Consider the following 12,665-nt stretch of genomic DNA (forward strand, 5'->3'; position numbering starts at 1 on the left):
GCTAAGAAGACACTGCGAAGAATGAGCAGATGTCGCACTTGTGCCCGTGGTGAAAGGGAGTGAATTTCGCAAAAATCAACATTGAACGATAACAGCGCCTAAAAAATAAGAAAGTATAAGTTTTTGCACCTTCGGGCAAATGGTACAGTTCCATCGCCAATATATATTAAAAAGTAATTAATTCTAGAAGATTTCATATAATTATCTTGAGATGACGTATTCTGGCTAATAATAATCGCATTAACAGTGGTTCTATTCTTCTAGTAATATAAAAATTCAAATAATTACAACAAATAGGTTCCATTTTGTATGCGTTTTCATTAAAATGGGGATAAGAGGAGAATGCCTATCGTTGAAAAGGAAACTCAAGTTTAGAGGCTTAGTCTTTGGGGAGACAGTTTCAGGCGTCTTATACTTTTTATTTGGGGTGACTTTTCATCGAGGTGCTTTTAAAAAGGGGAGATCTTTTTTTAAAGGGAGGAGAAGGATATGGAAACAGTAACGGAAAAGCCGTGGTTTCAACATTATCCAGAAGAGATACCAAAGTCAATTGAGTACGAAGTGGCAACACTGCATAGTTACCTCAAGAGGGTTGCGGAAAAATTCCCGGATAAGTCAGCATTAGATTTTATGGGGAAAGAAATGACTTACAAAGAGTTGTATGATTCCTCATTGAAGTTGGCAAATCAACTACGGTCTATTGGGGTTGAAAAAGGGGATCGAGTAGCCATTATGCTCGCAAATACCCCTCAGGCAGTAATTTCGTATTATGGTGCTTTATTTGCTGGAGCAATTGTTGTTCAAACGAATCCATTGTATGTAGAGCGGGAAATTGAGCATCAGATGAATGACTCTGGAGCAAAGGTGATGATATGTCTTGACCTTGTTTATCCGAGAGTGGCGAAGGTCTTGGATAAGACAGAATTGGAGCATATCATTGTTACTGGAATTAAAGACTACTTACCATTCCCAAAAAATTTGATCTATCCTTTTATCCAAAAGAAAAATACCGGAATAAAGGTAAACTTAACTTATAACAACACACTACACTCCTTTGTGGATTTTCTAAACAAAGGCAGTTCAGATGAGATTGATTTAGAAATAGACCCTAAAGAAGACCTTGCTTTATTGCAATATACTGGTGGAACGACAGGACCAGCTAAAGGTGTTATGCTAACACATTTTAATCTTACTGTTAACACTCAACAGTGTCAGGAAATGATGTACAAAATGGAGGAAGGTAATGAGGTAGTACTGGCAGCACTTCCATTTTTCCATGTGTATGGAATGACAACTGTGATGAATTTGTCTATTCGTATGGGTTATAAAATGATTATTATGCCTAAGTTTGAACCGAAGGATATATTAAAAGCAATTTCAAAGCATAAAGTGACACTATTTCCAGGTGCACCAACAATGTATATTGGATTGTTAAATCATCCGGACATTAAGAACCATGATCTTTCTTCTATAAAAGCTTGTATTAGTGGTTCGGCTCCTCTTCCATTGGAAGTTCAGAACAAGTTCGAAGAAATTACAAAAGGACGACTAGTGGAAGGTTATGGCTTAACCGAAACGTCTCCAGTCGCCACATCCAACTTACTTTGGGGAAAAAGAATAACAGGGAGTATTGGCATTCCATGGCCAGACACAGAACTTGCTGTATTATCAGCTGAAACTGGGGAGCCAGCCGCCCCGAAGGAAATCGGTGAAATAATGATAAAAGGCCCGCAAGTCATGAGAGGATACTGGAATAGGCCAGAAGATACTCAAGCGACGTTTAAGGATGACTGGTTCCTTTCTGGGGACATGGGGTATATGGATGAAGAAGGATTTTTCTATATCGTTGACCGAAAGAAAGACATGATTATTGCAGGCGGGTTTAATATATACCCAAGAGAGATTGAAGAAGTTCTCTATGAACATGAGGATGTCCAGGAAGCGTGTGCCATTGGAGTACCAGATCCATATCGTGGAGAAACGGTCAAGGCCTTTATCGTTCCGAAAGAAGGGCGTGAGATATCTGAGAAAGATCTAGAGGAATTTACCCGTAAGCATTTAGCCTCATATAAGATTCCAAGGTTATATGAGTTCCGGGATGAACTTCCGAAAACAATGGTAGGTAAAATCCTGCGCCGGGTTCTTGTAGAGGAAGAGAAAAACAAATTAAAAGAAGTGGCAGGGGATGAAAAGTAAACTTCATCTTATCAAGTAAAATTACTTTAATACCAACTGTCATTTTTTCGAGATAGATAACACTTGAGTTTTGAAACACGGGGGTTAAAAGGACGGCGGAAAATCAAATCACATTAACAGGTGCTTCCATTCGGATCACCTGTTTTTCTTTTTGCATCTTTCCTTCGGGAGGAAGAAAGAATTAAATATGCTTCAATAAAGAAATACGAGTAAAAATGCACTAATATCGTTGAAAAGTATGACTTTCTGTAATTAACTAATTTTTTCATAAAAATAAAAAATTTAAAAAATTGAAACAAGATAGTTTATTTTTGTAATCGGTTTCATTACAATGTCCATAGAGGGGATTGAATGTTTCTGCGGAAGGGAGAGACAAAGGAGGACATTTCATGAATGGAAATGTAGTAAGACCGTGGCTCACTCAATATCCGGAAGAGATTCCGACGAGAATTAATTATGATGAAAAACCACTTCAAGAATATTTAAAAGAAGGAGCAAAAGAAGAACCGGATAAAACTTTATTTCATTTTATGGGGAAAGAAATGAGTTTTGGAGAAGTATATAATTCTGCACTCCGGTTCGCAAATAGTCTTAAAGATTTGGGAGTCCAAAAAGGGGATCGGGTTGCAATAATGCTTCCTAATACCCCACAATCAGTCATCAGTTATTATGGGGCATTGATAGCAGGGGCAATAGTCGTTCAAACGAATCCATTATATGTGGAAAGGGAACTGGAACATCAAATGGTGGATTCAGATGCAAAAGTTATCGTTTGTATCGATTTGGTTTATCCGAGAGTAATGAATATATTGGAGAAAACAAGTTTGGAACATGTGATTGTAACAGAAGTTAAAGATTATCTGCCGTTTCCAAAAAATTTAATATATCCATTTATTCAAAAGAAAAATTATGGATTTAAGGTAGATGTAGAATACAACAAAACAACTCATTCTTTCGTTGATTTGTTAAAGTTTGCTGAAACAAAGGAAATTCCACTAAAGATTGATGTGAAAAAAGATTTAGCTCTACTCCAATATACTGGTGGTACGACTGGAGTTGCAAAAGGAGTTATGTTAACACATTTCAATCTGGTAGCAAATACAACTCAATGTATCAAGTGGATGTACAATATGAACCATGGAAATGAAGTTATTTTATGTGCACTGCCATTTTTCCACGTGTATGGTATGACAGTGGGGATGAATTTTTCGGTAATGGATCGATCAAAAATGGTGATCTTACCCCGTTTTGATACGAAACAAGTTCTAAAGGCCATTGACAAACAAAAGGCAACAATATTTCCAGGTGCTCCGACGATGTATATAGGGCTTATCAACGATCCGAATGTCCAAAAGTATGATCTTTCTTCCATTGATGTGTGTATAAGTGGATCAGCTCCACTTCCTGTTGAGGTACAAGAGCGATTTGAAAGCCTTACTGGAGGCAAACTTTCAGAGGGATTTGGTTTAACAGAAGCATCGCCTGTTACACATTTTAATTTAATGTGGGGAAATCGTCCTACGGGTAGTATAGGCTTGCCATGGCCGGATACGGATGTGGCCATTCTTTCTGCAGAGACAGGAGATACGGCGCCCGTTGGAGAAATTGGAGAATTAATTATTAAAGGACCTCAAGTGATGACAGGTTATTGGAATCGGCCAGAAGAGACAAAAGCGAGTTTTCATGGAGACTGGTTATTAACGGGTGATATGGGATATATGGATGAAAAAGGTTACTTTTATATAGTGGACCGAAAAAAAGATATGATTATAGCAGGGGGATTTAACATTTATCCGAGGGAAATTGAAGAAGTACTTTATGAGAACGATGCTATTCAGGAGGCAGTAGCAATAGGAATACCAGATCCTTATCGGGGAGAAACAGTAAAAGCATTCATTGTCTTGAAAGAGGGTGCACAAATAACAGAAGCGGAAGTAAGTAATTTTTGCCGAAAGCATTTATCAGCATATAAAGTCCCTAAACATTTTGAATTTCGGAACGAACTACCAAAAACTATGGTCGGTAAAGTTCTAAGAAGGGCCTTAGTAGAGGAAGAAAAGAATAAATTAGCCCGAAATGCAGATATAAAACAAAGTAAAAGTAGTTAATGGGCAAAAGAGGGTGATGAAAAAGGTCCAAAAATACCTTTTAAATCACCCTCTTTCATGGCTTAGTAACGGTCAAGGAAAAATAGAGCACCGACAATTACCAATAGGATAAACAGCACGAGAGTGATCAAGAATATCATAAGTCACAGCACCACCTTCCATGGCTATAACTCTGTATATTTACTAAACTTCTCAATGATACATCGTATGTCATCTACGACAATCGTGTATGGATATTTGACTGAGTATCATTCATTTCTTTTTATCCTTTTTGCTTCCCTATCAACAATCAGATAAGATATAGGTCATTGACAGAATTAAAAAGATACACTAAAATTGAACATATGAATGAATGATCATTCATTTTTCTTATGAGAGTTGAGGAAGTGATGATAATGGGAAAAAAGAGAGGACAAAAATACGAACAAATTATTAATGCAGCGGTTAAAGTTATTGCAGAGAATGGATACCATCAGTCACAAGTTTCTAAAATTGCCAAAGAGGCAGGAGTTGCTGACGGTACAATTTACTTATATTTCAAAAATAAAGAGGATATATTAATTTCTTTATTTGAAGAGAAGATGGGAACGTTTGTCCAATTCAGTCAAGAAAAACTGGCAAGTAAAACATCTGTTGAGGAGAAGTTACTTCTTCTCATTAAGCTTCATTTAACACAACTGGAAGCGGATTATAATTTAGCCATTGTTACTCAATTAGAATTAAGACAATCAAATTTGGCACTCAGGACCAGAATTAACGAAGTATTAAAGGGGTATTTAGGATTAATCGATTCCATTCTCGTAGAAGGGATTGAAACTGGATTTTTTCCGGAATCCATTGACAGACGGATTGCAAGGCAGGTTATTTTTGGGTCTATTGATGAAGTAGTAACTAACTGGGTAATGAAAGATCATCGGTACAAGTTAAAACCTCTGGCGGAACCGTTACACAAGATGCTTTTAAATGGGCTTAAGCAGGAATAGAATCTATTGGTGACCAATGAAAATAAGGATTTTATACGTTTTACCATAATGGGAAGGGGGAGCCACTTGAAATATGGGGACATTGATTAAAGTAAGTAAAGAAGACAACATTGGAATTATTACGTTAAATCATCCGCCTGCAAACACTTTATCACAAGCTATGATTCAAGAAATCGAAACGGCCTTTGACCAACTGAAAGAAGAAACAACGGTGAAAGTTATACTCCTTCATGGAGAAGGACGTTTTTTTGCGGCAGGTGCTGATATTAAAGAGTTTACAAAGGTAGATAAAAAAGAAACCTTTCAGGAAATGTCAAGGAAAGGGCAAGAAGTTTTCTCTAAAATTGAAGCGTTTCCAAAGCCTGTCATTGCAGTTATACATGGTGCAGCATTAGGTGGTGGTCTTGAACTTGCAATGGCTTGTCATATTCGTTTTGTTTCAACGGATGCGAAGTTAGGGTTACCGGAACTACAACTTGGTTTAATCCCTGGATTTGCCGGAACACAGCGATTACCTAAGCTTGTAGGTAAAGCAAAAGCAACGGAATTACTACTTTCTTCTGACACGGTAATGGGTGAAGAAGCAGTTCAAATAGGATTAGCCAACCGATGTTTTCCGCCTGAAACAGTATTGGGTGAAGGGAAAGCATTAGCAAGAAAGATTGCTCTTAAAGGTTCAATCTCTGTCAGGCGAACACTTGAGCTAATAAGTCTTTCTAATTCAGAAAAGTTGGAAGTAGCTCAACAAAAGGAGTCACTTCATTTTGGTGAAGTAGCTAAATCGGAAGATGCAACGGAAGGAATTCAAGCATTTATAGAAAAACGAAAACCGGTTTTCAAAGATAGATAGAGTAAAGGGGGTACTAAAACACGTTTGAATGAATGGAAAAAGATCGACTTTATATCAAGAAACGAAATAGGAGGGTAATGGATGAATATCTATGTAATTTTAAAACGGACTTTTGATACGGAAGAAAAAATACAGATTGAAGATGGGAAAATTTTAGAAGATGGGGCTGAGTTCATTATAAACCCTTATGATGAGTACGCTGTGGAAGAAGCGATTCAACTTCGGGAAGAGCATGGCGGGGAAGTGACTGTCGTTACTGTAGGGAATGATGAAGGGGAAAAAGAACTCCGTACTGCGTTGGCAATGGGTGCAGATAAAGCAGTTCTCATAGAGGATGAAGATGTAGAAGATGGAGATGCATTTTCCACTCAAGCCATTCTGGCAGCCTATTTTAAAGAGCAAGAAGTGGATATTATTTTAGGTGGAAATGTAGCTGTAGACGGTGGCTCAGGGCAAGTTGGTCCAAGGTTAGCAGAAAAGCTTGATATAAATCATGTAACATCAGTTATTAAAATCGAAATTCAAAATGATAAAGCTGTTGTGGAAAAAGATGTGGAAGGGGATAAAGAATTAATTGAAGTGAGCTTACCCCTTTTAGTAACTGCCCAACAGGGTCTCAATGAACCAAGATATCCCTCTTTGCCAGGTATCATGAAAGCGAAAAAGAAACCACTAGATACACTTGATCTTGATGATTTAGATCTTGATGAGGAAGACGTGGAAGGAAAAACAAAGACTGTGGACCTTTATTTGCCACCTGAAAAAGAAGCCGGAAAAATTCTTGAAGGGGAAATAGATGACCAAGTTAAAGAATTAGTATCTTTATTAAAAACAGAAGCAAAAGTGATATAAACAGGAGGGGATCAGAACATGTCAAAAAAAGTTCTAGTCATCAGTGAAATACGGGATGGGGAATTCCGAAATGTATCATTTGAAGCGATTGCAGCAGCAAAACAAATCTCCAATGGGGGAGAAGTAGTTGGTGTTGTAATTGGAAACCATGTGGGAGATTTATCTAAACAATTAATTTATTTTGGTGCTGATCGTGTCCTTCTTGTTGAAAGTGATAAATTAGAAAAGTATACACCTAGTGGTTTTGCCCAAGCAGTTCAGACTGTTGTAGAACAAGAGGACCCAGATGGAATATTAATAGGTCATACTGCCATTGGCCGAGATCTTGCTCCAAAGCTTGCAGCACGCATGAACTCTGGTTTAGTCTCCGATGCCATTGCATTTGAAGTAGTTGGAGATGAAGTTCTTTTTACCCGTCCAATCTATTCAGGTAAAGCCTTCGAAAAAGTGGTTGTAAAGGATGGAATCGTTTTTGCTACTATACGCCCTAACAATATTGCCTCTCTAGAAAAGGATGAAACACGCAGTGGAAATGTTCAAACTGTAGATGTTGAAATTAAGGATTTGCAGACAGTAATTAAAGAAGTTGTGAAAAACACGACATCGGGGGTTGATTTGTCGGAAGCGTCTGTTATTGTTGCAGGTGGACGGGGTTTGAAAAACGGAGACAATTTCAAACTTCTTGAAGACTTAGCTACCGTTCTCGGTGGAGCTGTGGGAGCATCCCGTGGGGCGTGCGATGCGGATTATTGTGACTATGCATTGCAGATTGGGCAAACAGGAAAAGTAGTAACTCCTGACTTGTATATAGCTGTAGGTATAAGTGGAGCGATTCAGCATGTAGCCGGAATGTCTAACTCAAAGGTTATCGTTGCCATCAATAAGGATCCTGAAGCAGAAATTTTCCAAATTGCTGATTACGGTATTGTAGGGGACCTCTTTGATGTTGTTCCAAAATTAACGGAAGAATTTAAAAAAGTTTTAGTTTAATATTCATTTTAAAAGCCGTTTCCAACAGAAACGGCTTTTAAAAAGGCTATGTTAAAGGCTAATGTTGATTTTTTAACAGGATGATTTTTAGCGAAATTTACGACACTCCTGCGGGAAAAGTGAGTTCAGGGGAGACCCCGCAAGGTGTGAAACACCGAGGAGGCTCCCGAACCGCCCGCGGCTAAGAAGACACTGCGAAGAATGAGCAGATGTCGCACTTGTGCCAGTGGTGAAAGGGAGTGAATTTCGCAAAAATCAACATTGAACGATAACAGAGCCTTTAAAAAAGGAAAGAATAGATTACCTTACATCACTGCTCCAGTTAATATGAGCAATATTTTTGCATCCGCAGGGCATGTTATATATTATAACAGTTAAGGGATTTATGATGGATTTTTGCTGAAATTTAATCATTAGGCAAAATATTCAATATCTGTCATAAATTGGCAGTTTAATGACATTAAAAGGAATAAAATGTGGTATTGAGGAGGAAATAAAATGGCAATTTTAAATGTAACAGATCAAAACTTTGCGACGGAGACGAGTAATGGTGTAGTATTAGCAGATTTTTGGGCACCTTGGTGTGGACCTTGTAAAATGATTGCTCCAGTCTTAGAAGAGTTAGATGGAGAAATGGGAGATAAGGTTAAGATTGTAAAATTGGACGTTGATGAAAATCAGGAAACAGCAAGTAAATTTGGCGTGATGAGCATCCCGACACTTCTTGTATTTAAAGACGGAGAAGTTGTAGATCAAGTTGTTGGATTCCAGCCAAAAGAAGCTTTAGCAAGCGTGTTAAACAAGCACGTATAAGCATTGGTGAACTGTAAATTGCATAAAGTAAAGTAGTTATGTGAGGAGTGCGTCCAAAGAAACTTGGGTGCACTTTTTTTCTGAAGTTATATAAGTTTTCGTAACCTTTGGGCATGTTTTCTAAATGTCTGGAGAATAGTGTTTAAGAGTAAAATTGTTACACGATAAAAAGCTATGCTATATTAGACAGATATACTAAAATGAAATGAAATTAATGTTATCTTATACGATAAAAGGGGCGACAGGACATGCCTGATATTAAGGAAAAATTAGTATTAGTACCAGCACAGCCTGGTTGCTACTTAATGAAAAATAAACACGGGACGATTATTTATGTTGGAAAAGCAAAACTGCTAAGAAATCGTGTCCGCTCCTACTTTTCTGGTTCTCATGATAAAAAGACACAACGATTAGTAAGTGAAATAACGGATTTCGAATATATTGTCACGTCTTCTAATATAGAGGCATTGTTGTTAGAGCAAAATCTCATAAAGAAACATGAACCGAGGTATAACGTTCTTTTGAAGGATGACAAAAGTTATCCTTATCTAAAAATTACGAAAGAAGAACACCCGCGACTAATTACTACGCGTAAAGTTAAAAAAGATGGCGGGAAGTACTTTGGACCCTATCCAAATGTTCATGCAGCAAATGAAACGAAGAAATTGTTAGATCGTTTATATCCCCTTAGGAAATGCCGAACCATGCCAGACAGAGTTTGCCTTTATTACCACATTGGACAATGCTTAGCACCTTGTGAATTTGAAGTGACCGAAGAGAAAAACCAGGAATTAGTTCAGGAAATTACACGTTTCTTAAATGGGGGACATAAGGAAATAAAAGCAGATTTAACAAAAAAAATGCTGGAGGCATCTGAGGAATTAAAATTTGAACGTGCAAAAGAATACCGTGATCAGGTTCAACATATTGAATCGGTCATGGAAAAACAAAAAATGACTGTAACAGATCTGGTGGACCGGGATGTGTTTGGATATGCCTATGATAAGGGTTGGATGTGTGTTCAAGTTTTCTTTGTGAGGCAAGGGAAACTGATAGAACGGGATGTATCTTTATTTCCTATTTACCAAGACGCTGCCGATGATTTTTATACATTCCTTGGACAATTTTATTTGAATGATCAGCATCAAAAACCTAAAGAAATTTTCATCCCAAATACGGTGGATGAGAACCTGATCTCTCAGTTTTTAAGTGTGAAAACATTACAACCGAAGCGTGGTCAAAAAAAGGCCTTGGTGGAATTAGCAAGTGAAAATGCAGAAATTGCTTTAAAAGAAAAATTTGATCTGATTGAACGGGATGAACAAAAAACCGTTGTTGCTGTGGAACGACTGGGAGAAGCGTTAAATATTGATATTCCTCACCGAATTGAAGCCTTTGACAATTCTAATTTACAAGGGGTAGACCCCGTATCAGCCATGGTCTCATTTATTGATGGAAAACCGGATAAGAAAAATTATCGGAAGTATAAAGTAAAGTCAGTCCAGGGACCAGACGATTATGAATCTATGCGGGAGGTCGTGAGGAGACGATACTTACGACTTCTGAAAGAGGGTCAAGCACTCCCGGATTTAATTGTAATCGATGGGGGAAAAGGCCAGATTTCAGCTGCGCAAGAGATAATCCAAGATGAACTTGGTCTATCTATTCCTGTCTGTGGTCTTGCGAAAGATGAAAAGCATCGCACTTCACAGTTGTTGTTTGGAGATCCCCCTGAAATTGTACAGCTAAAAAGGACGAGTCAGGAGTTCTACTTATTGCAGAGAATTCAAGATGAAGTTCATAGGTTTGCTATTTCTTTTCATCGAAATATTAGGAAACAGTCTATGTTTTCTTCTGTTTTAGATGATGTGGAAGGGATCGGAGAAAAACGTAAACGTTCTTTACTAAAACATTTCGGATCATTGAAGCGACTAAAAGAATCTTCTTTTGACGAGATAAGAGCAGCGGGAATTCCTGAAAAAGCTGCTAGAGATTTAATGAATAAAATCAATGAAGAAAAGGATGAAACGGGAGAGTAATCTTCTCTGGTCCAATGGATCACTGAATCAGAAGCAAAATAATTAGCGAATTCTTTATGTCAGGTTATCTTGCATAAGGAAATAGAATCTGATAAACTAGTAATCAAGTTTTGTTTTAGTTCCATATACTTCAGCTCATGAAGTGGTGGTAGAGGCGCGGAGACATTAGTACGTTGTGGGAGAAGGTTGAGCTTCATGGAACACAACGGAAAGGGGAATCCGCCGAAGAGAAATTACCCCTCATCGGTAATACTCTGGACCTACATTGAATAAATGTAGGACTGTCATACAATTTGTATGGAGGACTATCTCACGGAGCGGCTTTTATGTAGTTCATTGTTTATTTAAAAAGTCGTATTCGACAGTGGGAATCTCCTGCTGTCGATTTTTTTATGCTTTATTTAGGTAAAGTGTGAAACGGAAGCACATAAAAAATGAGGTTTTGAAATGTTATTTTGCTTTCGAGTGGGTTAGGTCAACTCTTTTTCATCAAGAAAAAAATTCCTGTTTAAAAAAACAGGGAAAGGGAATTAATCAAAATTGGTTGAACAAAAAGAGGAGGCGTTTTGGTTGGCGACGATTGTTCAAAAGTTTGGTGGTACATCAGTAGGTGATGTATCAAGGATAAAACGAGCAGCAGAAAGAATTAAGCAGGCAAAAGAAGCAGGAAACCGTGTCGTAACGGTTGTTTCAGCAATGGGGAAATCAACGGATGCGTTAGTAAAGCTTGCATATGATATTAGTGAATCTCCTGACAAACGGGAAATGGATATGCTCCTTAGTACTGGAGAGCAAGTGACCATTTCATTAATGGTTATGGCTTTAAAGGAATTGGGAATTAATGCTGTCTCATTAACAGGGTGGCAAGCAGGAATTAAGACCGAACCTGTTCATCAAAATGCCCGTATAACAGGAATTGATACAGAGCGATTAGAATCTTATCTAGATGATGATAAAGTTGTTATTGTTGCCGGATTTCAAGGAATGTCTGAAAGTGGTGAAATAACTACACTGGGACGTGGAGGTTCTGATACGACAGCTGTGGCATTAGCTGCTGCCTTAAAGGCGGAATCATGTACAATATTTACGGATGTTACAGGTGTTTATACATGTGATCCAAGGGTGGCAAAACACGCCCGGCAATTACAAAGTATTTCCTATGATGAAATGCTGGAGTTGGCAAATTTAGGGGCAGGAGTTTTACATCCAAGGGCAGTGGAATTTGCAAAAAACTATGAATTACCCCTCATCGTTCGATCGAGCATGGTTGAAGCGGAAGGGACTATTGTAGAGGAGGAAGCATCAATGGAACAAAATTTAACAGTACGAGGTCTTGCGTTTGAAGGTGCTGTAACAAAGATTACGATTGAAAGACTCCCAAATAGATACCATTCCATGTCGGACGTTTTCTCGGCATTAGCAGATAGCGATATTGATGTGGATATCATTATTCAACAGATGACAGGAGAAAATGAACTGAATGTTTCCTTTTCCATCCATAGCCATAAATTACAGGAAGCACTTCAAATTTTAGAAACGAACAGTGAACGTTTAGGTTATAAACAAATTCGTTTTGAAGAAGGGCTAGCTAAAGTTTCCATCGTGGGTTCTGGTATGATATCTAATCCTGGTGTTGCTGCAAATATGTTTAAAGCCCTATCGGATGAGGAAATCCTTATTAAAATGGTAAGTACGTCTGAAATAAAAGTATCAACAGTGGTGCCGGAAGTGGATATGGTAAAAGCAGTTGAAACATTACATACTGCTTTTGATTTGGATGCAGTGGAGGAAGAAGTAAGGGATGTTGAAAAAGTTACTTCATAAGTCCAATAAA

Annotated in this window: 9 protein-coding genes and 1 riboswitch; all 9 genes read left to right on the top strand. The window is 37.9% G+C overall.

Annotated features, from left to right (window positions below; all coding sequences use genetic code 11):
* Nucleotides 1-489: 489 nt before the first annotated feature.
* The 9 genes from KS419_RS04235 to KS419_RS04275 all read left to right on the top strand — a co-directional run bounded on the left by KS419_RS04235 (nt 490) and on the right by KS419_RS04275 (nt 12,655).
* Nucleotides 490-2,196, top strand: coding sequence for a long-chain-fatty-acid--CoA ligase (locus KS419_RS04235; RefSeq protein ID WP_217064836.1), 1,707 nt, complete (start codon nt 490-492; stop codon nt 2,194-2,196).
* A 389-nt stretch (nt 2,197-2,585) separates the two neighbouring features.
* A complete protein-coding gene (locus KS419_RS04240; protein ID WP_217064837.1) occupies nt 2,586-4,304 on the top strand; it encodes an AMP-binding protein in 1,719 nt (572 codons plus the stop codon).
* Nucleotides 4,305-4,699: 395 nt separating this feature from the next.
* Nucleotides 4,700-5,287 (top strand): fatty acid metabolism transcriptional regulator FadR, encoded by a 588-nt coding sequence (gene fadR, locus KS419_RS04245; protein WP_217064838.1) that lies wholly within the window; start codon nt 4,700-4,702, stop codon nt 5,285-5,287.
* 73 nt (nt 5,288-5,360) lie between these two features.
* Nucleotides 5,361-6,137 carry an enoyl-CoA hydratase gene (locus KS419_RS04250; RefSeq protein ID WP_217064839.1) on the top strand — a complete coding sequence of 259 codons (777 nt, stop codon included), beginning with the start codon at nt 5,361-5,363 and terminating at the stop codon, nt 6,135-6,137.
* Nucleotides 6,138-6,218: 81 nt separating this feature from the next.
* A complete protein-coding gene (locus tag KS419_RS04255) occupies nt 6,219-6,989 on the top strand; it encodes an electron transfer flavoprotein subunit beta/FixA family protein (protein WP_217064840.1) in 771 nt (256 codons plus the stop codon).
* 18 nt (nt 6,990-7,007) lie between these two features.
* Nucleotides 7,008-7,979, top strand: a complete 972-nt coding sequence (locus tag KS419_RS04260; RefSeq protein WP_217064841.1) for an electron transfer flavoprotein subunit alpha/FixB family protein — start codon at nt 7,008-7,010, stop codon at nt 7,977-7,979.
* A gap of 498 nt (nt 7,980-8,477) precedes the next feature.
* Nucleotides 8,478-8,792 carry a thioredoxin gene (gene trxA / locus KS419_RS04265; protein WP_217064842.1) on the top strand — a complete coding sequence of 105 codons (315 nt, stop codon included), beginning with the start codon at nt 8,478-8,480 and terminating at the stop codon, nt 8,790-8,792.
* 248 nt (nt 8,793-9,040) lie between these two features.
* Nucleotides 9,041-10,831 carry an excinuclease ABC subunit UvrC gene (gene uvrC, locus KS419_RS04270; RefSeq protein ID WP_217064843.1) on the top strand — a complete coding sequence of 597 codons (1,791 nt, stop codon included), beginning with the start codon at nt 9,041-9,043 and terminating at the stop codon, nt 10,829-10,831.
* 141 nt (nt 10,832-10,972) lie between these two features.
* A riboswitch (Lysine riboswitch) is annotated at nt 10,973-11,147 on the top strand.
* A 254-nt stretch (nt 11,148-11,401) separates the two neighbouring features.
* Complete coding sequence (locus KS419_RS04275) at nt 11,402-12,655, top strand: aspartate kinase (protein ID WP_217064844.1); 1,254 nt, start codon at nt 11,402-11,404, stop codon at nt 12,653-12,655.
* Nucleotides 12,656-12,665: the final 10 nt, after the last annotated feature.

The organism is Evansella tamaricis, from assembly GCF_019042215.1.
Lineage (GTDB): Bacteria > Bacillota > Bacilli > Bacillales > Salisediminibacteriaceae > Evansella > Evansella tamaricis.